Genomic DNA, 24509 nt, shown 5'->3' with positions numbered 1-24509 from the left:
CCCTTCCCACGGTCAACCTGATTGGGTTTTGCCCCGAGAGCATCGTCCTAGATATCGGATCCAGGACGATGCTCTCGCCTTTTGTTTTTGCATCATCTTCTTCAGAAAGCCGGTGGCCACCTTTCGGGACGATGCTCCAGCCAATGCCGCCGATGCGCCGTAAGGGCGATCTCCCTCAAAAGATCTGCGCCCAGTGCGGCCGCCCCTTCGCGTGGCGCAAGAAGTGGGAGCGGGTCTGGGACGAGGTGCGCTACTGCTCCGACCGCTGCCGGACGGAGGCGAAGCGCGAGGCGCGCAAAGAGCCGAAGACTTAGTCCCCCAGGGCCTCCGGGGTGTCGACGTCGAAGATCACCGCCGGATCGGCCGGCAGTTCCAGCACGTCGCTGCGCCGCTTCAGGATCGGCCCGGCACCGTTGTCGCCGGTCAGTGCGGCGAGGTCGGCACCGAGGCGGTCAAGGTCGAGCAGAACCGGGTTGCCCCGGCGCCCCTCGCTCACCGGCACCACGGCGGAGGGACGCGGCGTCGCGCCGGCATAGGCCGCGATCAGCGCATCGATATGCGCCGGCCCGATCCGCGGCATGTCGCCGAGCACCACCACCGCCGCCTCGGTGTCCGGTGGCAGAGCCGCGAGCCCGATCCGCAGCGAGGCCGAGAGGCCGTCGGCGGGGGCAGGGTTCTCGATGAGCCTCAGGTCCAGGCCGGCGAGCGCAGCCCTCACCGCCGCGGCATGGGCGCCGAGCACTGCGACGACGGGGCCGGCGCGCGAGGCCAGGGCGGCTTCGGCGGCGCGGCGCACCATCGGGCGGCCGGCATAGGGCGCGAGCATCTTCGCGCCCCCCCCGAAGCGGGAGCCGAGGCCGGCGGCGAGGATCACCGCGCCGATGCGCGGCTCAGACCCCGTCACCGCCCGACCTCGGCTGGCCGCGCAGCGGTATCTCGGTGAGCAGGCCGCCGACGCCGAGGCGCACGATGTCGGCCCGCGTCACCGCGAGGCCCGCGAGCAGGCGGTGCAGGACGAAGTCGAAGCCGTTCTCCTTTGGCGAGCGGGCGCAGCCCGGCGCACCGATCACCGGCACGGCGCCGAGAGCGCCGAGCAGCAGCAGGTTGCCGGGATCGACCGGCATGCCGAACTGCTCGACCCGGCCGCCCGCCGCTTCCAGCCCGGCGGGGATCACGTCGCGCCGGTCGGCGATGGCCGAGGCACCGAACACCACGACCAACTCCGCCCCCTCCGCCACCGCCCCGGCGATGGCGCCCGCGACCGCGCCGGCCTCATGCCGCACGCGGGTCTCGGCGACGATCCGCGCACCCGTCGGTGTCAGTCGCTCGGCCAGCACGCGCAAGGTCTTGGCGACGGTTGCCGTCTTCAGGCCGGGCAGCAGCGTCGAAACGACCCCGACCCGCGCGAGACGATAGGGCGCGAGCCGCATCGGCGGCGCGGCGGCGGCGGCGAGCGCACGCTCCAGCGGGGCGGCGGCGACGGCGTAGGGGATGATCTTCACCGTGGCGACCATCTCGCCTGCGGCGACCGGCCGGAAGGCCGGCAGGGTCGCCACCGTGATCGCCTCGTCCACGGCATTGACGGCGTCGATCCCAGCCGGCTCGACCACGAACAGGCCTGCGGCTTGCGCGAACAGGTTGCAGCGCCCGGTGAACGGCGGCTCGGCGCGCAGGCCCTCCCCGGCGAGATGCCCGGCGAGGCGGGCCGCCGCAGCATCCTCGCCGACATCGCCGGGATCGAGCCGGACGGCCAGAATCTCGGGGATTCCAGATTCGGCAAGGCGCAGGGCCTCCTCGGCGAGGATCGGCCGGCCCTTCTTCAGGCTGGCGCCATCGGCGCGCACGGTATGGGCGGCGATGAGCCCCGCGCTGTCGCGGGTCGCGACGGGTCCGAACTGCATGGGTTCAGCGTCCCGCCGCCGCGTCGGGGGCTTTGATGCGATCCTGGCGCAGGGTCGCGACGACCTGGGCGAGGATCGACAGCGCGATCTCGGCAGGCGAGACGGCGCCGATGTCGAGCCCGATCGGCGCGTGGATCCGGCCGATTGCCGCCTCGTCGAAGCCCGCCTCCTTCAACCTCTCGATGCGCCGGGCATGGGTCTTTCGCGAGCCCAGCGCGCCGATATAGGCGCAGTCCGCCCGCAGGGCCGCGACGAGGGCGGGATCGTCGATCTTGGGATCGTGGGTCAGCGCGGCCAACGCCGTGTAGGCGTCGAGCGGCCCGATCTCTTCGAGTGCCTTGTCCGGCCATTCGGCGATCAGGCGCACACCGGGAAAGCGCTCCGGGCTGGCGAAGGCGGTGCGCGGATCGATCACCGTGAGGTCGAGGCCGAGTTGGGCGGCGAGCGGTACCAGCGCCTGGGAGATGTGCACGGCGCCGACGACGACGAAGCGCACCGGCGGGGCGTGGACGGCGACGAAGACCGGGCGCCCGTCCGGCCCTTCGCCGAGGCCGCTGCGCCCGCTGCGCAGGCGCTCGCGCAGGAGGGGCCCAAGCGGGTCGGCGTCGATCTCGGCGGCGCGCACGAGGCGCTGGCCGCCGTCCTCGGGATCGGTGACGATCAGGACCGGGCGGCGCGCCGCGCGCTCCGCGTTGAGGGCCGACAGGGTGTCGAGGCGCATGGAATGGGTCGCTCGATGCGAGACGGGCCGCCGCTCGCGATGGGAGCGGCGGAGGTTTGACAAAAAATCAGTCGATGCGTTCGACGAAGACGCGGATGCGGCCGCCGCAGGAGAGGCCGGCCCGCCACGCGGTCTCGTCGGCGACGCCGAATTCCAGGGTGCGGGCGCGCCCGTCCTCGATCACGTCGAGGGCCTCGGTGATGACCTCGCCCTCGACACAGCCGCCGGAGACCGAGCCGAGGAAGCGGCTGTCGCCGTCGATGACGAGATGGCTGCCGACCGGGCGGGGCGCCGAGCCCCAGGTCTCGATCACGGTGGCGAGCGCGACCGCGCGCCCCTCGCGCCGCCAGCCCTCGGCGGCGCGCAGGATGTCGTCCTCGGTGGAGAGCATGGGGTTCACGTCCTGATATGCCGGTTCCGCCGCCCCCGACCGTCCCGTCACGGGAGAGGTAGGCAAGAGAGGTAGGCCTGCCGGCCCGTTCCGCAATGCGGCCAACGGTGGCGCTTGCCAGCCCACGGGGCAGACTTCATCAAGGTTTGGGGATTTTCCATTGGCCGGACGGGAGCTCGGTGTGGCGAAGCGGAGCGCGTTGGCAACCCTTCTCGCCCTCACCCTCGCAGGTCCCGCCAGCGCCGCCGAGCCGCTGAAGATCGGGCTCGCCGCGCCGTTGAGTGGGCCGGATGCCGGCTTCGGCCAGGGGGCGCGGCTCGGCGTCGAGCAGGCGGTCGCCGAGATCAACCGCGCAGGCGGGGTGCTGGGGCGCAAGCTCCAACTCGTGGTGCAGGACGACGCCGCCGATCCGAAACAGGCGGTGGCGGTCGCCCGCAAGTTCGCCGGCAGCGGCGTGCGCTTCGTCATCGGCCCGCTCACCTCGGGCGCGGCCGCCGCGGCGAGTCCGGTCTACGAGGAGGCCGGCATCGTCACGGTCACGCCCGGCGCGACCTGGGCTCCGCTGACGCGCCGGGGCGCCAGCCTGATGTTCCGGCTCTCGGGCAGCGACGCGCAGCAGGGTGCGCTCGGCGGCACGCTGCTCGCCGAGCGGTTCCGCGGCAAGCCGGTCGCCATCGTCCACGACAAGACCAGCTTCGGCCGCGGGCTCGCGGACGAGGCCGTTCGCGCCCTCAAGACCCGCGGCGGGGGAGAGCGCCTGTTCGAGGGCGTCTCCCGCGACGATCGCGAGATCGCGGCGCTCGTGGCCAAGCTGCGGGCACTCGGGATCGAGGCGATCTATTTCGGCGGCCTGTCCGCTCCGGCCGGAGCGCTGATCCGGGCGATGCGCGAGGCCGGTCTCACGACCACCGTGATCGGCAGCGACGGGCTGCTCGACCGGGACTTTTCGCAGGTCCCCGGCGCCGAAGGCACGCTGATGACGGTGGCGTCCACCCCGCCCCGCCTGCCCGAGCCGAGGGGCACGAGAACGCCGCGAAATCCGGAGGCCGAGATGTTCGCCGGCCCGGCCTACGCAGCGGTCGAGGTCGTGCGGCAGGGGATCGAGGGGGCGCGCTCGGTCGAGCCGGCCAAGGTCGCGGCTCACCTCCATGGCGGCGCCTCTCTGCGCACGGTGCTCGGCGAGGTGGCGTTCGACGCGGGCGGCGATCTCGTGAAGCCGCCGTTCTCGGTCCACGCGTGGCGCCGGCTTCCCGACGGGCGGCTCGACTTCGCCGGCAACGAAGTCTCGCCTTGAGACCGTCACGAGGCGGTGGAGGCTACGAAATTCCACTCGGCGTCGAGGTTCGGCGCTCATCGCGTGGCGGATATTCTTGCACAAAGCGCCTCCGACGCTTAAGTCGCAGGATTGGTGCCCTTCGCGAAACACCCGTCGTGCCGCTCGTCCGGCCGGAGGGAGGACTCCCCGATCCGGGAGTTTCGCGAAAGGCACCCGACGCCCGGCATCGCTGACGCCTCTCGTCCCGAGCGGATCGGACCCGCAGCGCCGCGCGTTTCGCACGACAGACCGATTTTGATTTTGCCGGAGCGCCCCGTGCAGGCAGCCCGGCCGGAGATAGATGTATGGCAAAAGAGGAATTGATGCAGTTCGACGGCTTGGTCGTCGAGATCCTGCCGGACGCGCGCTACCGCGTGCAGCTCGACCAGGGGCACGAGATCGTCGCCTACACGGCCGGCAAGATGAAGAAGAACCGCATCAAGACTCTGGCCGGCGACCGCGTCACCGTCGAGATGTCCCCCTACGATCTGGAGAAGGGCCGCCTCGTGTTCCGTCACAAGGACGAGCGCTCCGGTCCGCGTCCGCCCCAGCGCGGCGGCCAGCAGTTCCGTCGCCGTTAAAGGCGCCGGACCACCAAGCTGCCGAGCGGCGCCCCACAGGGCACCGCCCGAGAGTCCCGAAAACCTACTTCCCGAACCGCTCGAATTTCGGGAAGCTGCGGGTCATTAGGGCGCCCGCGTCGGAGCGGTGGCCCATGAACTTCTCCAGCATCGCCACCTGATAGAGCCGCGCCTGACCCGAGCCGTCGCGCCAGGGCAGGCCTTCCGCCAGGGTGAAGACGCAGGCATCCGCGAGCTGGCTCTGGCGGCAGCGCTGCAGGCGCACGCCTTTGCCGCGGCCGAGTTCCGTCACTTCGGAGGCCGGGAAAACCAACATCAGCTTGTCGGACGAGCAGACGGCGATGTGATCGCCCTCGGCCGGCACCAGCAGCACCGCGCGCGTCCCCTCGTCGAGGCCGAGGATCGCCTTGCCCTTGCGGGTGTTGGCGACCAGCGCGTCGGAGGGGGCGATGAAGCCGCGCCCGTCCGAGCCGGCGACGAGCAGCTTACTCTCCGGCTTGTAGGGCAAGGCCGCGACGATCTCGGTGCCATCGTCGAGATCGACCATCAGCCGCACCGGATCGCCGAAGCCGCGCCCGCCGGGCAGCTTCGAGGCTTCCAGAGTGAAGACCTTGCCGTTCGAGGCGAGCAGCAGGATTTTTGCTGTGGTCTCACTAAGGAAAGAGACCTTCAGGCTGTCGTCGCCTTTGAAGGTCACTGCCGACAGGTCGGCGACGTGCCCCTTGAGCGCGCGGATCCAGCCCTTCTCGGACAGGATCACCGTGATTGGCTCGCGCTCGACCATGGCGGCGGTGAAGTCGATCCCGGCGGTATCGGGCGGATTTTCCAGAGTGGTGCGGCGGCGGCCCAGCTTGGTCTCGGGCCCGAACGTCTTCTTCACCGCGCGGATCTGCTTGGTGATCTCCGTCCACTGAAGCTTCTCGGAGGCCAGCAATCCCTCGATCCCCTCCTTCTCCGCGGTCAGCGCCTCGAACTCGCGCTTCAGCTCCATCTCTTCGAGCTTGCGCAGGGAGCGCAGGCGGGTGTCGAGGATCGCGTTGGCCTGGACCTCGGTGAGTTCGAACCGGGCCATCAGCGCGGCCTTCGGCTCGTCCTCCTCGCGGATGATGCGGATCACCTCGTCGAGGTCGAGATAGACGATGAGCAGGCCGCCGAGGATTTCGAGGCGGCGCTCGATCTGGCCGAGGCGGTAGCTCGACCGGCGCTGGAGCACGACGCGGCGGTGATCGACCCATTCGCGCAGGCATTCGGCGAGACCGATGACGCGGGGCACGACGCCGCCGACGAGCACGTTGAGGTTCAGCGGAATCCGCGATTCCAGCTCGGAGAGCCGGAACAGCGATTCCATCAGCATCACCGGATCGACCGAGCGCGAGCGCGGCTCCAGCACGACGCGCACATCCTCCGCCGATTCGTCGCGCACGTCGGCGAGCAGCGGCAGTTTCTTCTCCTGAAGCAGGTCGGCGAGCTTTTCGATCAGCCGCGCCTTCGGCACGCCGTAGGGAATCTCGGTGACGACGATGTTCCAGGTGCCGCGGCCGAGATCCTCCTTGGCCCAGCGGGCCCGCACGCGAAAACCCCCGCGACCGGTGCGGTAGGCCTCGCGGATGGTCTCGGGCGTATCGATCAGGATGCCGCCGGTGGGGAAGTCCGGCCCCTGCACGAAGGTGCAGAGCTGCTCGGAGGTCGCCTCGCGGTTCTGGATCAGGTAGAGCGCCGCGTCGCAGAGTTCGGCGGCGTTGTGCGGGGGGATCGAGGTCGCCATGCCGACCGCGATGCCCTGGCTGCCGTTGGCGAGCAGGTTCGGGAAGGCCGCCGGTAGGACGATCGGCTCCTCCTTCTCGCCGTTGTAGGAGGCGCGGAAATCGACCGTGTCCTCGTCGATCCCGTCGAGCAGCAGGCGGGCGACTTCCGTGAGCCGCGCCTCGGTGTAGCGGTAGGCCGCCGGACCGTCGCCGTCGATGTTGCCGAAGTTCCCCTGGCCATCGACCAGCGGGTAGCGCTGGGCGAAGTCCTGGGAGAGGCGCACCAGCGCGTCGTAAATCGCTTGGTCGCCGTGCGGGTGGAAGTCACCCATCACGTCGCCGACGATCTTCGCGCACTTCTTGAACGCCGAGGTGGGGTCGAGCCGCAGGAGGCGCATGCCGTAGAGGATGCGCCGGTGCACCGGCTTCAGGCCGTCGCGGGCATCGGGCAGCGCGCGCTGCATGATCGTGGAGAGCGCATAGGCATAGTAGCGCTCCTCCAGCGCCGTCTTCAGCTCGACGCTCTCGATGCCGTCGCTCGGCGGCGGCAGGACGGGCTGGCCCATCACTCACTCCACATCGTCAGTTCAGTCCGGACGCCGACCCTGCGTCGACGTCCGCCACCGCTCCCCGTCCCGACGGGGTACGGCGCCTCTCGAAATGCGCCGGAACATAACACGAACACAGTCAACTCTGGCCAGTGCCGAGTGCGACGAATCGTGCGCGTTCCTCCGGCGTCGCCTGTGCCCGCGGGCGCCAGACATGCTGTTCGAGGAAATACCCCGTCAAGGTAAACCCCTCCCGAACGTCATGCACGTCGGGTGTGCGCCAGCCGCTGCCGGGCTGGTCGCGGTCGCGCAGGAAGGGCGGCAGAGCCAGCAGGCGGTCACGATAGGGCTCGCCCGCCGAGGCGCTGACCGCGCGCCCGCTCTTCGGGGACACGTAGACCAGGGCGTCGTTGGCGCCCGTGGCCGCGCAATGCGACAGGTCGAGGCCGAAGCCGAGCCCCGCGAGCAGCGCCAGTTCGAACCGCACCATCAGCGCGGGGGCGATCTCGGGATCGTCGAGATGAGTGAGCAGGATCTGCGCCGCCGCGTAGAGCGCCGGATGCGGGTCGCGTTCGGGCAGAAGCCGCAGCAGCGCCGAGAGATGCGTGACCCCGTAGAGCGCGAGGCCCGAATCCATCAGCCGCGAGGCGTTCAGGGTCAGCGGCTCGACCACGTAGGAGCCGAGCGCCCCGTCGAGCCGCGCCCGCCATGTCGCGCGGAGCGTGTTGCCGGGCTGGAGCATCGGCTGCATCCGCCGCGAGCGCCCGCCATGGACGAGCCCAAGATGGCGCCCGTGCTCCGGCGTCATCAGTTCGAGCACGACCCCGGTCTCGCCGTGCTTGCGCAGGCCGATCACCAGGCCATCGTCGATCCATTGCATGGGAGACAGATAGTCGCTTTTTCGCTGCATGGGAGCATGGTGAGCGGGAGGCCTGTCCCTTACGGACGATTGCCCCGTTTCGCGCCCTGCTCGAAACCGCTACGCTTTTCCCGCAACGGGAGATTTGGCGATGGTCGGGCGGCGCGGCGGGGTGATGCTGGCGATAGCCTTCGCGGTCGGCGGCTGCACCGCGACCGCCGCTCCGCCCCCGCCGTCGGCCTCCACCGGCACGGTCCGCGAGCGGATCGCCGCGTTGGCGCGCAATCAGGTCGCGTTCGGTTCGGTCTCACTGATCCCGGTGCGGTTCGCGCATAGCCGGATCGCCGGCCCGTTCGAGGATGGCGGGCGCCAGCTTTACTGCATCTCGACCCGGATGAGCGGACGCACCTTCGGCAAGCCGGAACGGCCCAAGCTGGTGGTGCGGGAGGAGGCCGGGGCGCTCACCGTCCTGCGGGACGAGGAGGAGACCTGCGAGGGGCATCGCAGCGAGCCGTTTTCGGAGCTGGACACGCCGGGGGGCTGAAGGGGGTTGCGCACGCGCGCCCAAAAATGGTCCGTTCCGGCCCGATGGCCTCTCGTTCCCTGTCGCTCTCCCTCGACCTCATCGCCCGTGCCCATCCCGAGACCGTCCCGGACGATGAGACCGCGCTGACGCTGCTCTCCGACGCCGACCTCGCGCCCGAACTCGCGGAGATGCTGACCCGTCGCGCCGCACCCGAGGGCGGGCTATGGGTGTTCGCCTATGGCTCGCTGCTGTGGAACCCGGAATTCGCCTTTACCGAGCAGCGGCTCGGCACCCTGCGGGGCTGGCATCGCCGGTTCTGCCTGTTGCAGCGGCGGTTTCGCGGCACGCCGGAGAATCCGGGCTTGGTGCTGGGGCTCGACCGGGGCGGGATCTGCCGCGGCGTCGCCTTCCGCCTGGACGAGGCCGACCCGCATGGCATCCTGATGCCGGTCTGGCGGCGGGAGATGAAGGGCAAGGGCTACGAGGGCCGCTGGGTCACCGTCGAGACGGAGACCGGGCCGGTCACGGCGCTGACCTTCATGGTGAACCGGCAGAGCGACCGCTACACCGGCCGCCTCTCCGACACCGAGATCGCGGACAAGATCGCCGCGGCCTGCGGCCATCTGGGCCCGAGCGCCGAGTATCTGTTCCGCACCGTGGAAGCCTGCGCCCGGCTCGGCATCTACGACCGTCACCTGTGGTCGCTCCAGGCGCTCGTGGCCGAGCGCCTGCGGGCGAGGCGGACAGTCTGCCCGCCGAAGTGATCCAGGGCGCGACCTTTCCGGAAAGGGCCGCGCCGTGGACGGCTTCGCTCCGCTCGCAGTGACGGAAGATTACTGCCCGTCGATCCGGGCGCCGAGGAGCGCGATGGCGCGCTGGTAGACGCCGGCGGCGTTCCAGCCCTGGATCGCGGCGAAGTTCGGCTCGCCGGGCTGGTAGCCCGCGCCGCGCTGCCAGCCGTGACCCTTCAGGAAGTTGGCGGTGGAGTTCAGTGCGACCGGCGCGCTGTCGAGGCTGCCGCCGACGCCGTAGGTCAGGACGTTCTTCGGCAGGAACTGGGTGTGGCCGACCTCGCCGTGGGCCGCACCGCGGGTGGCGGAGGTGAGCACGCCGCTGTCGACGAGCTTGAGCGCTGCGTAGAGCTGATCGGTGAAGTAGGCCGAGCGGCGGCAATCGTAGGCCAGCGTCGCCACCGCCGAGAGAGTGTTGACGTTGCCCTTCACCGCGCCGAAGCCGGTCTCCATGCCCCAGATCGCCAGAAGCGGGCCCGGCGGCACGCCGTAGCGCTGCTCGATCGAGGCGAAGAGCGCCGCGTTCTGAGCCTTGAGGGTGCGCCCGCGGGAGACGATGACGTTGCCGCCGCGCTTGGCCAGAAACTGGTCGAGGGAGAGCTTGAAGCTCTTCTGGCCGCGATCGGCCGAGATGGTCGCGGTGGAGTAGGAGGTGTTGGCGAGCGCCGCGAGGGAGGCCGGGCTCGCCCGGCCCTTGGCCTCGGCGGCGAACTCGTCCTTCCAGGCCTCGAAGCCGGCGGCGCTGTTGCCGCACTGCGCCGCCTGCGCCGTGCCGGCCAGCCCCATCAGGGCGGCAACCGCCACCAGTCTCAAACCGTGTCCGGTCATCCCACACTCCATCAGGCGGCGGCCACACGCGGCGCCGCGGCAATCACAGGGCTTCGGCCGCACGCGGAGCCGGGTGTGTTCCACCCACGGGAACGCACGCCCGGCATCGCATGCTTGGCCGAACCATACCTTGGCAGAATCACCGAGCTGTGGCGGCGGTGAGGCACGAAAGGTGCTGCAACGCCACTATCTTGCAGACGTGATCGGATTGGTTACCGGCGGATGAAGGGGGCGGCCCGCTCAGTTCACCTCGACCTGAACCACCCCCGGCACGGCGCGCAGCGCACCCGCGACCTGCGGGGTCGCCTGATAGCGGTCCTTCAGGCGCACCTCGACCTCGCGCTCGCCGCCGTCGAGGATGAGGATCAGCGAGACCTCGCCCTCGCCGCGCAGGGTCAGGCGCTGCTGCACCGAACTCAAGGCGCGGTCGTCGCGCAGGAAGATGCGCATGCCCTTCTGGTGGCGGGCGGCGGCCTGATCGAGCGGCTCGGCGGTGGTGATGCGGGCGCGCACGTCCTCACCCTCCAGGTTGGCCTGGATCGTCAGCACCAGCGGCCGGCCGGGTTCGAGGATGTCGCGGTACTGGTTGAGCCCCTCGGAGAAGATGATCGCCTCGAAATGCCCGGTCTGGTCCGAGAGGATGACGATGCCGAGCTTGTTGCCGCTCTTGGTGCGCCGCTCCGAGCGGTCGAGCACCGAGGCGGCGATGCGGCCCACGCTGGCCGTGCCCGCCCGCACCCCCCGGCAGAAATCGGCCCAGGACTGGACCCGCAGCTTTTCGAGGATCGGTCCGTACTCGTCGAGCGGATGGCCCGAGAGGAAGAAGCCGATGGCGTCGCATTCGCGCTTCAGCTTGTCGGTGTGGGTCCAGAACTCGTGGGCTGGGATGCGCAACGCCACATCCACCGAGGCGACGCCGCCGAACATGTCGGTGATGCCGGAGGTCTCGGCCTCGGCCGCGCCCTGGGCCATCTTCATCATCGGCTCGACCGCGGCCCAGGCCCGCGCCCGGTCCGGCTCGATGCAATCCAGCGCCCCGGCTGCGATCAGGTTCTCCAGCGTGCGCTTGTTGACGTGGCGCGGGTTCAAGCGCCGGGCGAAACAGGCGAGGTCCTTGAACGGTGTGTCGCCGCGGGCGGCGACGATCGATTCCACCGCAGCGCGGCCGACGCCCTTGATCGCGGCGAGCGCGTAGAGGATGCGCCCCTTATCCACGTCGAACACCACGCCGGAGGTGTTCACCGAGGGCGGCTCGACGGTGATCTTCAGGCGCTGCGCGTCCTGGCGGAATTCAGCGAGCTTGTCGGTGTTGTCGATGTCGAGCGTCATGGCCGCGGCCAGGAACTCGACCGGATGGTTCGCCTTGAGATAGGCGGTCTGGTAGGTCACCAGCGCGTAGGCCGCCGCGTGGGACTTGTTGAAGCCGTAATCCGCGAACTTCGCGAGCAGGTCGAAGATCTCGTTGGCCTTCGCCTGCGCGATTCCGCTGTCGAGGCAGCCCTTCACGAAGCGGTCGCGCTGGGCGTCCATCTCCGCCTTGATCTTCTTGCCCATGGCGCGGCGGAGCATGTCGGCCTCGCCCAGGGTGTAGCCGGCCAGAACCTTGGCGACCTCCATCACCTGCTCTTGGTAGACGATGATCCCGAAGGTCTCCTTCAGGATCGGCTCCAGCATCGGGTGCGAGTACCAAGAGGCCTCGTTGCCGGCGTCGCGCCCGAGCTTGCGCTCGCAATAGACCGGGATGTTGGCCATCGGGCCCGGCCGGTAGAGCGCCACCAGGGCGATGATGTCCTCCAGGCGGTCGGCCTGCATCTCGCAGAGCGCCTTGCGCATGCCGGCGGATTCCACCTGGAACACCGCAACGGTCTCGCCGCGCCCCATCGGCTCGTAAGTCTTTTTGTCATCCAGGGGGATCTGGGCGAGATCGACCTCGATGCCGCGCTGCTTCAAGAGGTCGGTGCAGCACCGCAGCATCGTCAGGGTCTTGAGGCCGAGGAAGTCGAACTTCACCAAGCCGGCTTGCTCGACCCACTTCATGTTGAACTGGGTCACCCGCATGCCCGTCTTCGGGTCTCGATAGAGCGGCACCAGCTCTTCGAGGGGCCGGTCGCCGATCACCACGCCGGCGGCGTGGGTCGAGGCGTGGCGGTGCAGGCCTTCGAGCTTCTTCGAGATCTCGACGAGGCGGGCGACGATCGGCTCCTCCTCGATCGCCTGCTGGAGCTTCGGCTCGCCCTCGATCGCCTGGGCCAGGGTCACGGGGTTGGCCGGGTTCTGCGGCACGAGCTTGGTCAGCTTGTCGACCTGCCCGTAGGGCATTTCCAGCACGCGGCCGACGTCGCGCAGCACGCCGCGGGCGAGCAGCGTACCGAAGGTGATGATCTGCCCGACCTGCCGCTCGCCGTAGCGCTGCTGCACGTAGCGGATCACCCGCTCGCGGCCCTCGACGCAGAAGTCGATGTCGAAGTCCGGCATCGAGACGCGCTCAGGATTGAGGAAGCGCTCGAACAGCAGGCCGAACCGAAGCGGATCGAGATCGGTGATGAGGAGCGACCACGCCACCAGGGAGCCCGCGCCCGAGCCGCGGCCGGGTCCGACGGGGATGTCGTGGTCCTTGGCCCACTTGATGAAGTCCGAGACGATCAGGAAGTAGCCCGGGAACTTCATCTTGACGATGACGTCGAGCTCAAACTTCAGCCGCGCGCGGTAATCCTCCTCGGAAAAACCCGGCGCGGTGCCGTGCTGCTTCAAGCGCAGCTCCAGACCGGCCTCGGCCTGACGGCACAACTCGGTCGGCTCGTCGGCGGCCACCGCCTGAACCGGCGCCTCGGCGGCCTCGGCCAGCACCTCGGCCATGGGCGGGGCCTCGCCCGCGGCGACGCTGGCGAAGTTCGGCAGGATGGGTTTGCGGGTGCGCGCCCGGACGGCGCAGCGCATGGCGATCTCGACGGAGGCCGCGAGCGCGTCCGGCAGATCGCGGAACAGCTCCATCATCGCGGCGCGCGTGGTGAAGGCGTGGCGCGGGGTGAGCCGGCGACGGCGCTCGTCGGAGACGAGGCGGCCCTCGGCGATGGCGAGCAGCGCGTCGTGGGCGTCGTAATCGCCGGGCTTGGCGAAGAACGGCTCGTTGGTCGCGACGATGCCGAGGCCGTTCGTGTCGGCGAGCCGCAGCAATTCGCGCTCGACCGCGCGTTCGTCGTCGAGGCCGTGGCGCTGGATCTCGACGTAGAGGCGCTCCTCGCCGAACGCCCCCTTCAGGATTTCCAGGCGGCGCGCGGCCTGATCGGCGCGGCCGGCGCGCAGGCTGGTGTCGAGCGGCCCCGTGAGCCCGCCGGTCAGGCCGATCAGGCCCTCGACGTTGCCCTCGAGTGCCGACACGGCGAGGTTGGGCGCGGCGCCGAGCGGACCGTCGAAATGGGCCCGGCTGCCGAGCCGCAGGAGGTTGCCGTAGCCGGTCTCGTCCTGGGCGAGCAGTACGATGTTGGCGCAGCCGGCCTGCGGCATCCGCGCCATCGGGTCCGGCGCCTCGAAGCAGACCGTGAGCTGGAGGCCGGCGATCGGCTGGATTCCGGCCTTGGCGGCGTATTCGGAGAATTCCAGCGCCCCGAACAGGTTGTTAGTGTCGGTGAGCGCGAGCGCGGGCTGCCGGTCGGCCGCGGCCGCCTTGACGAGATCGCCCGCCTTCACGCCGCCTTCGAGCAGCGAGTAGGACGAGTGGACATGGAGGTGGACGAAGCCGACCTCCTTCAGCACGCGCGTCATGAGGACTCGTTTCGACCAGCCAAGCTCCGGGTCGGGCAGGATCCGGAGTCCACTCCTAAGGGTCGATTAAAGCGCTAACGAACCGACGGCTTGGCACAATGGCTTCAAGGTTGCCGATAGTAAGGCGCATCAATTTACGCCTCCTCGCTGAGCCTCAAAGGATCCCCTGCTAAGCGGCTGTACCGATTGGAGATGTCGTGGGTTTTACTGCAGGATTTGACTGTTTCGAGTTCGGAAAATATTCCTGTGCATGAACTGCGGCCTCCGAGAACGAAATAGGATCGCTTAATGGATCGGCGCCAAGGCTACCGCCCAGAGCGCGACCGCTCCGAAGAGCAGGCCAAAGGCGGTGAACTCGACGAGGCTGGTGAAGAGCACACGCTTGGTCATCGCTTTCACTCCCTGTTGATGGAGTGATCTTTGTTCCTGTTTTGTTCTGTGTAAAGCCTCGGGACCGAACGACGCGATGGAATGGTGAACGATGTGTTGCCGGCGCCACGGTGGCCATCGGCGAATGGGCCCTTCAGGCGCCCTCACGCATCGGTTCGCTGCGCGATTCGCCTCACGCCTCCAAGTGACGCCGCCGTACGAGGCGGTGGAGCAGGCCGCCACGGGGGCCGACCAGCATCGAGACGAGGTAGAGCGCGCCCGCTGCCAGCACGATCGCCGGCCCGGTCGGGAGCCGGATGCCGGCATGGTAGGAGACGAGCAGACCGGTCACGCTGGAGAGCATCGAGACCAGCATCGCCACGGGGATCAGGCCCGACAGGTCGGCGGCCCAGAACCGGGCGGTGATCGCCGGCAGCAGCATCAGGCCGACCGCCAGCAGCGTGCCGAGCGCCTGGAACCCGCCGACGAGGTTGACCACCACCAGCGCGAGGAAGGCCGAGTGCACAGGGCCGCCGGCGCGGCTGACGGTGCGCAGGAACAGCGGATCGACGCACTCGATCACCAGCGGGCGGTAGAGCAGGGCGAGCGCGACCAGCGTGAGGCTACTGATACCGCCGAGCAGCGTGAGCGCGTCGTCGTCGAGCGCCAGCACGGTGCCGAAAAGGATGTGCAGCAGATCGACCTGCGAGCCGCGTAGCGACACGAGGAACACCCCGCCCGCCAGCGAGATCAGGTAGAAGGCGGCCAGACTCGCATCCTCCTTCAGCACGGTCGAGCGGGTGACGAGCCCGGCGGCCAAAGCCACCGCGAGTCCGGCCACGAGCCCGCCCAGCGTCATCGCCGGCAGCGACAGCCCGGCGACGAGGAAACCCGCGGCGGCGCCGGGCAGGATGGCGTGGCTCATCGCCTCGCTCATCAGGCTCATCCGGCGCAGCATCAGGAAGACGCCGAGCGGCGGCGCCGACAGCGACAGGGCGAGGCACCCGGCGAGCGCCCGGCGCATGAAGCCGAACTCGACGAAGGGGCCGATCAGGAAATCAAGCAGATCGGCAAGCGTCACGAGACGGCCCCGTGATGCGCGCGGCCATGGTCGTGATCATGATGGCCGTGCTCGTGATCATGATGGCCGTGCTCGTGATGATCGTGGCTGTGGCTGTGCCCCGGAGCCTGCGACTCCGCGGAGCCGCCGTGCTCCGTCCCATGATGCGCCTCGTGCGCGTCATGCTCGTGTGCGTCATGGCGGCAGATCGCGGCCGCCTCGTCCCAGGCTTCCGATAGGCGCAGCGCCCGGGCCAGCACCGGCGGCGTCAGCACCTCGCGCGTCGGCCCCCAGGCGATGGGACGGCGGGCCAGAACGAGGGTCGAGGCGAAATGCGCGCGCACCTGACCGAGGTCGTGCAGGGCTGCGACCACGGTCCGGCCCTCGCGGTGCCAGCCGCGGATCAGGGTGAGCAGGTCGGCGGTGGTGCGCTCGTCGATGCCCGTGAAGGGCTCGTCGAGCAGGATGATCCGCGCGTCCTGCAGGATCAGCCGGGCGAACAGGGCGCGCTGGAACTGCCCGCCGGAGAGGGTGCCGATCGGTCGGTCCTCGAAGCCGTTGAGCCCGACCGCCGCGAGCGCCTCGATCAGGCGGCTGCGCTGGCGAGTGAGGCTGCGCCACGCGCCGAGCGGGCGCCACAGCCCCATCGCCACGAGGTCGAGAACGCTCAAGGGGAAGCTGCGATCGATCTCGGCGGCCTGCGGCAGGTAGGCGATGGCGCCGGAGCGCGGCCCCGCCTCGACGCTCCCGTCGAGCGGGCGGATCTCGCCGACGATGCCCTTCAGCAGGGTCGACTTGCCGGCGCCGTTCGGTCCGACCACGGCGAGCAGGTCGCCGGGCGCGATGGTGCCGTCGAGATGGTGAACCGCCGGATGCCGGTCGTAGCCGAGCGTCAGGCCCCGGAACCGGATGGCGCCTGCGCGCACCGCCTCGCCGCTCACGATTTGGCCCACAGGATCACGGCCCAGAGCAGGCTCGACAGGATGAGGGCGGCCGCGAGACGAGGGCCGACCCCGCTGCGGAACAGCGAGCGGCGCGGGAGGCGGACGGTCCCGCCGGCACGGGTCATGGGATCTCCGAGGATGGACCGGCGCGGGCGGTGTCGCGGAGGCCGGGATGATGTAGCCCGTGCCGTTGCCCGCCTCGTTGCCCGATTGCGGCCGGACGCCTATCTTGGACGGGCTGATACACTGTAACATGGGCCGAGTTCAATCGGCCCGTGCCGAGTGTCGAGACGAGCGGCAACGATAAGCGGCGACACCGGGCGCCGAGACCGGGGAGGTCGGGATGCGCGGTCACGCGCAGCAGGAGCACGGCCAGGGCGACGGGGACGGGCACGCGCATGACCATCACGGTCATGGCGCATCCGGCTGCGGCGGGCCTGCCGTCTCGGTCGAGGACGTGATCGAGCGGGCTGAGCGGCTCTGCCAGGCGCGCGCCTTGCAGTTCACGCGTCTGCGGCGGGACGTGCTCGCGGCGGTGGCGGCGGAGCACAAGCCGCTGGGTGCCTACGACATCGCCGAGCGGATGAGCGCCCCCGGGCGCCGGGTCGCGGCGGTGTCGGTCTATCGCGCGCTCGATTTCCTCACCGAGCAGGGCTTGGTCCACCGCATCTCCAGCCGCAACGCCTTCGTCTCGTGCGGGCACGAGCACGGCGCGGGGGCGGGCCTCGTCTTCCTGATCTGCCGCACCTGCGGCGGCATCGACGAGATGACCGCCCCGGCCGTCGAGAGCGCTCTCGACCAGACGCTGGCTGGGGCCGGCTTCACCCCGACGAGCCGGATTCTAGAGGTCGAGGGGGAGTGCGGCGCCTGTCGCGGGCGCGGCGACGCGTTGCCGGACGAGGCGGGTCGCGCGTAGCGATCAGCACGCGTTGCGGTAGGCGCGCGGCGAGGCGATCGTCCGGAACAGGATCGTGATGTCGAGCCAGAGCGACCAGTTGTCGATGTAGTGCAGGTCGGCCTGGACGCGGTTCTCCATCGCGGCGTCGGTCGAGGTCTCGCCGCGAAAGCCGTTCACCTGCGCCCAACCGGTGATGCCCGGCTTCACGTTGTGGCGGCGGGCGTAGAGCGCGATGCGGCGCTCGAAGCTGCGGTCATGCGCCAGGGCGTGCGGCCGGGGGCCGACGAGCGACATGTCGCCCCGGATCACGTTCAGGAGCTGCGGCAGCTCGTCGAGATTGGTCCGGCGCAGCAGGGCGCCGACGCGGGTGATGCGATCGTCGTTGCGCGAGGCCTGCCGGAAGGGGGCGTCGGGGGCGGCCTTCATGCTACGGAACTTGAAGACGCCGAAGGCCTCTTGGTTGAAGCCGTAGCGCCGCTGCCGGAAGAAGACCGGTCCGGGACTGTCGAGCTTGATCAGGACCGCGAGCGCGATGAACAGGGGCGCGAGCATCAGCAGCCCGATCCCGGCCAGCGTCACGTCGCAGGCGCGCTTGAGCAGGATCTCGCCGACCGAGAGCGGACGTCGGCCGATATTGATGCCCGAGAGCCGGCCGACCCGGGCGACCTGCAGATCGGGGAAGCGGTCCATCATCGTGCCGGGCCGCAGATGCAGGGCGGCCGGCACCCGCAGGAAGGCATCGATGCAGCGCTCGATGTCGGCGGGCTCCGACCACGGCACCAGCACGAACACGTCGTCGGGCCGCAGGAACCGCACCACCGAGACCGCGAGGTCGAGATCCTCGGCGAGCAAGGTCTCCGCGTTCCCCATGCCGGATGTGGGCTCGGGGCGGCGCAGGTAGCTCGTCCCGACGATGCGCAATCCCAGCGCCTCGACATCGTTGTTGGCGTAGAAGTTCGTCACATCCTCCTCGTAGCCGACGAGGTGGACCCGGCTGGCGGAGGGCGAGCCGGAGGTGCTGCTGCGGCGCACCAGCGCCACCGTCGCCGCGCGGACGAGGATCGTGACCGGCAAGCCGGCGAGGAAGAAGGCGACCGAGGCGACGCGGGAGAAGTCCTGTGTCGTCTTCGTCGCGAAGCCGATCAGCAGGGCGACGGCCCAGGCCATGAGCCAGAGCGTCGCCCGGCGCTGCAGATGCGGCGTCTGCGACAGGCAGCGCTCGATGCTGTACTCGCCGCGGGCGAGGTTGGTCAGCACGACGATCAGGGACAGGAAGCCGGCCGTCTGAAGGTTCATGCTGTTGGCGAGCGGGATCAGTTCCCCGTCGCCGAGATAGGCGTGGTAGGTCGCATCCACCGCGAAGCCGACCGCGAAGATCGCCACGAGATCGGCCGCAAGCAGCGAGGCCGAGATGCCCACGCGTAGGGCCATGCGCCGCCGACGCGGCAGAAGCGAGGCCCAGACGGAGCGGCTCACCCCATCATCGGGCAGCCGCTGGTACTGCTGAGGGGGGCGCTCGTGAAACATGTGTCCCGCGTTGTACTGCCCTGGGGCTTTGAAGTGTCCCGACGCGGGACGTTTTCGGTCGCCGCGCCCGGTTCTGCGGCTCCCCGCGCAAGCCGCGCACCGGATGCGTGCCGGTGCCGTTGCTCGGGCCAAACGGGACTGACATACGAACCGACGAACGAAAGCTCGGCCTTCCGGATGACCGATCCTTGGACCGATTCTCCGGAAGGCCGGTCCCGTCACGGTGTGCGGGCCGAACGCGGAACGGCCCCCAATCGATCCCCTGGATACGATCGGCGGCCGATGTGGAACGAAAGACGGGTTTTCTACGAGGGAATCGGTGGCATCGCGCTGCGAGGCCTTGAAAGATCAGCACTTATTTTTTGAACAAATCAATGCGGAAGGGCCGTCCGGTCAGCACTGCGGACTGCCGTCCGGACGGAGTGCGGCATGAGAGCCGAAGCGATTGAGAATCCAGGATTGCCCGGCTCGCCCGAGGTCGCGGTGACGGCGCCGGCCCAGGCGCGCGCACAGGCCTCCCCGGCCCTGGCGGTGCTCCTCGGCCTCAGCCTCTCGCACCTCCTCAACGATCTCGTGCAGTCGCTTCTGCCGGCGCTCTATCCCCTGCTCAAGGCGGGCTTCCACCTCGATTTCGGGCAGATCGGCCTCATCACCTTCGTGTTCCAGGGGACGGCTTCGCTGCTTCAACCGGGCGTCGGTCTCTACACAGACCGGCGTCCGCTGCCCTACTCGCTGGCTGCCGGCATGGTGCTGTCCCTGGCCGGGCTCGCCCTTCTGTCGGTGGCCTCGGTCTACGGCGCCCTGCTCGCCGCCGCGGCGCTGATCGGGCTCGGCTCCGCCATCTTCCATCCCGAGGCGAGCCGGGTGGCGCGGCTCGCCTCGGGCGGCCGCTACGGTCTGGCGCAATCGGTCTTCCAGGTCGGCGGCAATGCCGGCACGGCGCTCGGGCCATTGCTCGCGGCTTTCATCGTGGTGCCGCATGGCCAGGGCAGCGTCGCGTGGTTCTGCCTCGCCGCGCTCGCCGGCATCCTCGTGCTCGGTACGGTCGGCCGCTGGTACGCGCAGCGGCTCGCCGCGACGCCGCGAACGGCCCGGAACGGCACGGGTGCCGCATCCGGCCGCCTCAACCGCGCGCGGATCGTCGCGACGATCGCGATCCTGCTGGGACTGGTCTTCTCCAAATACTTCTACATGGCGAGTTTTTCTTCCTATTACACGTTCTACTTGATCCACCGTTTCGGCGTGCCGGTGGCACTCGCGCAGGTCTACCTGTTCGTCTTCCTCGGTGCGGTGGCGGCGGGCACGATTCTCGGTGGACCCATTGGGGACCGCTTCGGGCGCAAGCTCGTGATCTGGCTCTCGATTCTCGGGGTGCTGCCGTTCTCGCTCGCCCTGCCGCACGTGAATCTGTTCTGGACGGTGGCCCTCTCGGTGCCGATCGGACTGATTCTGGCCTCCGCTATGCCGGCGATCCTCGTCTATGCACAGGACTTATTGCCGGGGCGGATCGGGCTCGTCGGCGGCCTGTTCTTCGGCTTCGCCTTCGGCATGGGCGGCCTCGGCGCCGCGCTGCTCGGGGAAATGGCCGATCATGTCGGCATCGAGCGGGTCTACGATCTCTGCGCCTTCCTCCCCGCACTCGGGCTGATGGCGGTGTTCCTGCCGCGGCTGCGGTAGGATCACGGCCGGGCGAGTGCGCATCCGCCCGGAGCATCGCCTCGCAACGCCCCCGGTCGATTTTCCTCACACCGGACGAGGGCAACGAATGAGCGCCTCGCCCCGGATCCGATCTCCGGGACGAGGCGCTCGGGATGGCGGTTAGGCGGCCTGCTCGTTCTGCGGACGAGCGAGGGTCTGGATCGACTCGAAGCCCTCGAATTGCGGGTGGCCGAGATAGAGCGGCTTAGTGCCGGGCACCCGGCCATGCGCCTTGCGGAACTGTTCCGAGCGGGTCCACGACTCGAAATCGGCGCGCGAGCGCCAGACCGTGTGCGAGGCGTAGAGGATGTGGTCCTCGGCCTCCGGCCCCTTGAGCATATGGAACTCCACGAAGCCTTCCATCTCGCCGAGGTGACTGTCGCGTCCGAGCCAAACCTGCTCGAAGTCCTCTGCCGATTCCTTGACGACCTTGAACCGGTTCATTGCGATGAACATGCCGTGACGCTCCCGATCTGGGCGAGCAGGCCTCAATGCGACCCCCCGCAGATGATAACTCTACGTAGTTCGGCTCGTAGCCTGAGGCGGGACCATCCGCGCCGACCAGGGTACGGATGGTCCCGCATCAGCGCATTCGTGTGAAATCCTACCAAACTCCGGACGGAGTTGCCGGTTTGGCCTCAGGAACGGCTGATGAACGTAAACTTGCCGGAAAACTGAAAACTTTCATCCGAAAACAGGTAGGCTCTTGCATTGTGTATGCACTTCATGGTGATGCTGCGGCTAGGCTAAAACCCTGCGATACGAGGGCATCCAAAACGCATCTGCCTGACCTGTTCCGGTAGTAGAAGCGTTTCGAGATGCCCGAAGACGCTGGCTGAGGCTCAAGCGCTGCCGACCTGAGGTCCTTGGGTCGGTCCGCGACATCGAACAGGGACCGTGCCGTAAGATGATGCCGAAACAGACAACCGATGTCGACCGCCTCGTCGGGCTCCGGATCACCGCGCTGCGCAAGGCGCGCGGACTGAGCCAGACCGCACTCGGGACCGCGGTGGGTGTGACCTTCCAGCAGGTCCAGAAATACGAGAAGGGCCAGAACCGCGTCGGCGCCGGGCGCCTGCGCGAGATCGCCCGTCTGCTCGAAGTTCCGGTCTCCGCCTTCTTCGAGGAAGGCGACGGCGCCGCCGCCCAGGAACAGACGGAGGTGTTCGGCTTCCTGCGCGCGCACGGGGCCGTCGATCTGCTGCGCGCCTTCGCGACGATCGAGGACGATCAGATGCGCCGCGAGGTTCTGGCGATCGTGCGCAGCGCCGCCCGCCTCGGCCGCAAGAAGGACCCGGAAGTCGTCGACGCCGTCGAGACGCGTCCGAGCTGAAGGCGTCGGGCCGGCATCGCCGCCGGCCCGCGTCACGTGTCCGCCGTTCCGGCGATCAGGTGGAAGAAGCTGCCCGTGACACGGCCCCGGCGGTGGCCGGCGAGGCCGAGCGGCACCCCTTCCGCATCCGTCACCCGCGCGAGTGCGAGATCGTCCCCCGGCGCGGGCGTGAGTTCGCTCGCGTAATGGAATTCGTGCCCGACGAGGCGCGTGCCGGCGATGCCGAGCAGCCCGTCGTCGAGGAGATGCGCGACGCGGTAGCCGAGATGGAGCTTGCGCCGCCGGTACGAGGTCGCGACCGGCAGCAGGCCGCACATCGGATGGGTGAGCCCGTCCGCATCCTCCAGGCTCTCGCCCAGAACCATGTAGCCGCCGCACTCTCCGTGGACCGGCCGGGTCTGCGCGAAGTCCCGTAGGCCGCCGAGGAAATGGCCTGCCGCCGCGAGCCGGCCCGCATGCAGCTCGGGGTAGCCGCCGGGCAGCCAGCAGGCGTCGCAGTCGGCCCCCGGCGCCTCGTCGGCCAGCGGCGAGAACGGCACGATCTCGGCCCCGGCCGCGCGCCAGCCAGCCAGCATGTGCGGATAGAGGAACGAGAAGGCGGCGTCCCGCGCCACCGCGATCCGCTGCGCCGGCGGCCTCGGCAGGCCCTCGGTGGCGACGGGGGCGTGCCCGCCGGCCACGGCCAGAATCGCGTCGAGGTCGAGGGAGGTTTCCGCGAGGTCGGCGAGCCGGTCGAGGCGGGCGTGAAGGTCGGCGGTCTCGCCGGCCTGGACGAGGCCGAGATGGCGTTCGGGCAGGACGAGATTCGCCTCGCGCGGGAAGGCGCCGAGCACCGGCAGCCCCACCCGCGACAGCCCCGCCTCGACCAGGCGGCGGTGGCGTGGGCTCGCGACCTTGTTGAGGATCACGCCCGCGATCCGGATCCGCGAATCGTAGGCCGCGCAGCCGAGCGCCACGGCCGCCGCCGATTGCGCGGCCCCCGACACGTCGAGCACGAGGACGACCGGCCAGCCGTAACGCGCGGCGATGTCGGCATTGGCGCCCGTGCGGCCTTCGCCCGCGACGATGCCGTCATGCAGGCCCATCGAGCCCTCGGCCACGACGAGATCGGCCTCAAGCGCGCTCAGGCCCGCGCAGGCATCGAGTAGCGCGTCCGGCATGGCGAAGCTGTCGAGGTTGAGGCTGGGCAGGCCCGTCGCCGCCTCGTGGAAGGCGGGATCGATGTAGTCCGGCCCGCATTTCGCGCCGCGGATCGCCACGCCGCGGCGGCGCAGAGCCCGCATCAGCGCGAGCGTCACCGTGGTCTTGCCGGAGCCGGAGCGCGGCGCCGCGACGAGGAGGCCGGGAGCGGGGGTCATGATGCGGCCTCGCTCGACGGTGTGCCGCGTACGCCGACCGCACCGCGGGGGCGGAAGCGGCGGTCGTAATCGGGGGCGTAGAGCGCGCTCTCGCGGAAGTCCGATGGGTCGAGCGCCGGCCCCACCAGGATCAGCGCGGTGCGCTCGATGTTTTCCGCACGCACCTGCTCGGGGAGGGTGGCCAGCGTCCCGGTCAGCACCCGCTCGTCGGGCCAAGTCGCGCGGAACACCACCGCCGCCGGGCAATCCGCTCCGTAGAACGGGACGAGGTCGGCGCAGGTCGGCTCGACCACGTGGATCGAGAGGTGAAGCGCGAGCGTCGCCCCGGTGGCCGCGAAGGCGGAGAGCTGTTCGCGCTCCGGCATCGGACTCGCCCGGCCCGAGGTGCGGGTGAGCACCACCGATTGCGTCAGACCCGGCACCGTCAGTTCGCGCCGCAGCAGGGCGGCGGCGGCGGCGAACGAGGGAACGCCCGGCGTGACGGTGTAGGGAATGCAAAGCGCGTCGAGCCGGCGGGTCTGCTCGGCCAGCGCGCTCCAGACCGAGAGATCGCCGGAATGCAGCCGCGCCACATCCTGGCCGGCGGCGTGCGCGCGCCCGATCTCATCCATGATCGCTTCGAGATCGAGCGGCGCGGTGTCGACGATGCGCGCGCCGTCCGGGCACCACGACAGGATCTCAGGCGCCACCAGCGAGCCCGCATAGAGGCAGACGGGGCAGGCGGCGATCCGGTCGCGGCCGCGCACGGTGATGAGGTCGGCAGCACCCGGCCCGGCGCCGATGAAATGGACGGTCATGACGCCCGCTTACAGCATCGGACCGGCCGTTGGGGAGAGACGATGATCGAGGTCGCCGCAAGGGACCGAGGAGCCGCTCAGCGGGACGCCGCCGCGGCCTCGCCCCAGCCCGGCAGCGGGAAGGCCCGATCGTAGGCCAGATTGAAGACGAAGGCGTAGGCCACATAGAAGGCGGCGATCGCGAGATCCATGACGAAGGCCTGGCCGAGGCTGATGCCGAGATACCAAGCGATCGGCGGCAGCAGGATCAGGAGCAGCCCCGCTTCGAACAGTACGGCGTGCCCCACCCGCAGAACGAGGCTCTTGCGCGTGTGCCCGGTCCACCGCTGCATCGCTCGATCGAAGCCGAGATTGTAGACGTAGTTCCACGCGGCCGCGGTGATGGCGCTGCCCACACCGATCACCCCCATGTCGGAGGCGTGCAGCCCGAACAGCACGGTGCCGAACGGGATGATGAGCGCAAGGCCGAACGCCTCGAACAGGAGGGCGTGGCGGATACGGTCGCGTGTGGTGCGCATGGTTTGGCTCGGACGATCTGGGTTGGTCCGCCGCCTTCT

The 24509-nt window shown here is 69.6% G+C and carries 24 protein-coding genes; 8 read left to right on the top strand and 16 right to left on the bottom strand.

Features of this window, described 5'->3' with window-relative positions:
- Positions 1-143 precede the first annotated feature (143 nt).
- Positions 144-314: a DUF2256 domain-containing protein gene (locus MKK50_RS13380; protein ID WP_253373894.1), complete on the top strand. Its 171-nt coding sequence runs from the start codon at positions 144-146 to the stop codon at positions 312-314.
- Here the strand turns inward: MKK50_RS13380 and MKK50_RS13375 are convergent.
- The 4 genes from MKK50_RS13375 to MKK50_RS13360 all read right to left on the bottom strand — a co-directional run bounded on the left by MKK50_RS13375 (position 311) and on the right by MKK50_RS13360 (position 3013).
- Complete coding sequence (locus MKK50_RS13375) at positions 311-904, bottom strand: nucleotidyltransferase family protein (RefSeq protein WP_499022909.1); 594 nt, start codon at positions 902-904, stop codon at positions 311-313. The two genes, MKK50_RS13380 and MKK50_RS13375, sit on opposite strands and share 4 nt — an antisense overlap.
- On the bottom strand, positions 891-1901 hold the full coding sequence (locus MKK50_RS13370; RefSeq protein ID WP_499022908.1) for a molybdopterin-binding protein: 1011 nt from the start codon (positions 1899-1901) through the stop codon (positions 891-893). The genes MKK50_RS13375 and MKK50_RS13370 overlap by 14 nt, the downstream gene beginning before the upstream one ends.
- 4 nt (positions 1902-1905) lie before the next feature.
- Positions 1906-2622, bottom strand: coding sequence for an XdhC family protein (locus tag MKK50_RS13365; RefSeq protein ID WP_499022906.1), 717 nt, complete (start codon positions 2620-2622; stop codon positions 1906-1908).
- A gap of 67 nt (positions 2623-2689) precedes the next feature.
- Positions 2690-3013, bottom strand: a complete 324-nt coding sequence (locus MKK50_RS13360; protein ID WP_499022905.1) for an XdhC family protein — start codon at positions 3011-3013, stop codon at positions 2690-2692.
- Positions 3014-3194: 181 nt separating this feature from the next.
- On the opposite strand from MKK50_RS13360, the gene MKK50_RS13355 reads away from it, so the two are divergent.
- Entirely contained in the window at positions 3195-4307 is a 1113-nt protein-coding gene (locus tag MKK50_RS13355) for a branched-chain amino acid ABC transporter substrate-binding protein (protein ID WP_499022901.1), read from the top strand.
- 326 nt (positions 4308-4633) lie between these two features.
- Positions 4634-4909, top strand: a complete 276-nt coding sequence (infA, locus tag MKK50_RS13350; RefSeq protein ID WP_003600463.1) for a translation initiation factor IF-1 — start codon at positions 4634-4636, stop codon at positions 4907-4909.
- Between the two features lie 64 nt (positions 4910-4973).
- Here the strand turns inward: infA and parC are convergent, their stop codons facing one another.
- Together parC and recO are read right to left on the bottom strand one after the other, a co-directional pair.
- Positions 4974-7220 (bottom strand): DNA topoisomerase IV subunit A, encoded by a 2247-nt coding sequence (parC, locus tag MKK50_RS13345; protein ID WP_499022899.1) that lies wholly within the window; start codon positions 7218-7220, stop codon positions 4974-4976.
- A 121-nt stretch (positions 7221-7341) separates the two neighbouring features.
- Complete coding sequence (recO, locus tag MKK50_RS13340) at positions 7342-8082, bottom strand: DNA repair protein RecO (protein WP_499022898.1); 741 nt, start codon at positions 8080-8082, stop codon at positions 7342-7344.
- Between the two features lie 130 nt (positions 8083-8212).
- Between recO and MKK50_RS13335 the strand changes: the two genes are divergently transcribed.
- Both MKK50_RS13335 and MKK50_RS13330 read left to right on the top strand, forming a co-directional pair.
- Positions 8213-8605 (top strand): hypothetical protein, encoded by a 393-nt coding sequence (locus tag MKK50_RS13335; protein ID WP_499022897.1) that lies wholly within the window; start codon positions 8213-8215, stop codon positions 8603-8605.
- A 44-nt stretch (positions 8606-8649) separates the two neighbouring features.
- Positions 8650-9351 carry a gamma-glutamylcyclotransferase gene (locus MKK50_RS13330; RefSeq protein WP_499022895.1) on the top strand — a complete coding sequence of 234 codons (702 nt, stop codon included), beginning with the start codon at positions 8650-8652 and terminating at the stop codon, positions 9349-9351.
- Positions 9352-9420: 69 nt separating this feature from the next.
- Here the strand turns inward: MKK50_RS13330 and MKK50_RS13325 are convergent, their stop codons facing one another.
- The 5 genes from MKK50_RS13325 to MKK50_RS13305 all read right to left on the bottom strand — a co-directional run bounded on the left by MKK50_RS13325 (position 9421) and on the right by MKK50_RS13305 (position 16466).
- The gene (locus MKK50_RS13325) at positions 9421-10206 is read right to left on the bottom strand and encodes a lytic murein transglycosylase (RefSeq protein ID WP_253373904.1); all 786 of its coding nucleotides are present in this window, start codon (positions 10204-10206) and stop codon (positions 9421-9423) included.
- 240 nt (positions 10207-10446) lie between these two features.
- A complete protein-coding gene (gene dnaE, locus MKK50_RS13320) occupies positions 10447-13968 on the bottom strand; it encodes a DNA polymerase III subunit alpha (protein ID WP_499022894.1) in 3522 nt (1173 codons plus the stop codon).
- A gap of 562 nt (positions 13969-14530) precedes the next feature.
- On the bottom strand, positions 14531-15418 hold the full coding sequence (locus MKK50_RS13315) for a metal ABC transporter permease (protein ID WP_253373906.1): 888 nt from the start codon (positions 15416-15418) through the stop codon (positions 14531-14533).
- Positions 15415-16338 (bottom strand): zinc ABC transporter ATP-binding protein AztA, encoded by a 924-nt coding sequence (gene aztA / locus MKK50_RS13310; RefSeq protein WP_499022892.1) that lies wholly within the window; start codon positions 16336-16338, stop codon positions 15415-15417. The genes MKK50_RS13315 and aztA overlap by 4 nt, the downstream gene beginning before the upstream one ends.
- A complete protein-coding gene (locus tag MKK50_RS13305) occupies positions 16335-16466 on the bottom strand; it encodes a hypothetical protein (RefSeq protein WP_003600450.1) in 132 nt (43 codons plus the stop codon). Before MKK50_RS13305 ends, aztA begins: the two co-directional genes overlap by 4 nt.
- A gap of 218 nt (positions 16467-16684) precedes the next feature.
- On the opposite strand from MKK50_RS13305, the gene MKK50_RS13300 reads away from it, so the two are divergent.
- Positions 16685-17257, top strand: a complete 573-nt coding sequence (locus MKK50_RS13300; protein ID WP_499022891.1) for a Fur family transcriptional regulator — start codon at positions 16685-16687, stop codon at positions 17255-17257.
- Between the two features lie 3 nt (positions 17258-17260).
- Here the strand turns inward: MKK50_RS13300 and MKK50_RS13295 are convergent, their stop codons facing one another.
- Positions 17261-18766: a sugar transferase gene (locus tag MKK50_RS13295; RefSeq protein ID WP_499022889.1), complete on the bottom strand. Its 1506-nt coding sequence runs from the start codon at positions 18764-18766 to the stop codon at positions 17261-17263.
- A gap of 429 nt (positions 18767-19195) precedes the next feature.
- Here MKK50_RS13295 and MKK50_RS13290 point away from each other — a divergent pair, with 429 nt between their 5' ends.
- Positions 19196-20443, top strand: coding sequence for an MFS transporter (locus MKK50_RS13290; RefSeq protein WP_499022887.1), 1248 nt, complete (start codon positions 19196-19198; stop codon positions 20441-20443).
- Between the two features lie 141 nt (positions 20444-20584).
- Here MKK50_RS13290 and hmuQ read toward each other — a convergent pair whose 3' ends face one another.
- Positions 20585-20920, bottom strand: a complete 336-nt coding sequence (gene hmuQ, locus MKK50_RS13285; protein WP_499022885.1) for a heme-degrading protein HmuQ — start codon at positions 20918-20920, stop codon at positions 20585-20587.
- Positions 20921-21371: 451 nt separating this feature from the next.
- Here hmuQ and MKK50_RS13280 point away from each other — a divergent pair, with 451 nt between their 5' ends.
- Complete coding sequence (locus MKK50_RS13280; protein ID WP_253373910.1) at positions 21372-21797, top strand: helix-turn-helix domain-containing protein; 426 nt, start codon at positions 21372-21374, stop codon at positions 21795-21797.
- Positions 21798-21829: 32 nt separating this feature from the next.
- Here MKK50_RS13280 and MKK50_RS13275 read toward each other — a convergent pair whose 3' ends face one another.
- The 3 genes from MKK50_RS13275 to MKK50_RS13265 form a co-directional block, all read right to left on the bottom strand.
- Complete coding sequence (locus MKK50_RS13275) at positions 21830-23155, bottom strand: cobyrinic acid a,c-diamide synthase CobB (protein WP_499022884.1); 1326 nt, start codon at positions 23153-23155, stop codon at positions 21830-21832.
- A complete protein-coding gene (cobM, locus tag MKK50_RS13270; protein WP_499022883.1) occupies positions 23152-23952 on the bottom strand; it encodes a precorrin-4 C(11)-methyltransferase in 801 nt (266 codons plus the stop codon). The genes MKK50_RS13275 and cobM overlap by 4 nt, the downstream gene beginning before the upstream one ends.
- 77 nt (positions 23953-24029) lie before the next feature.
- Entirely contained in the window at positions 24030-24470 is a 441-nt protein-coding gene (locus MKK50_RS13265) for a PACE efflux transporter (protein ID WP_499022882.1), read from the bottom strand.
- Positions 24471-24509 lie beyond the last annotated feature (39 nt).

It is taken from the genome of Methylobacterium sp. J-043 (assembly GCF_022829505.1).
Classification (GTDB): domain Bacteria; phylum Pseudomonadota; class Alphaproteobacteria; order Rhizobiales; family Beijerinckiaceae; genus Methylobacterium; species Methylobacterium extorquens_A.
Note: the sequence above shows the minus strand (reverse complement) of the source record. Positions and strands in the feature narration are given on the sequence as shown.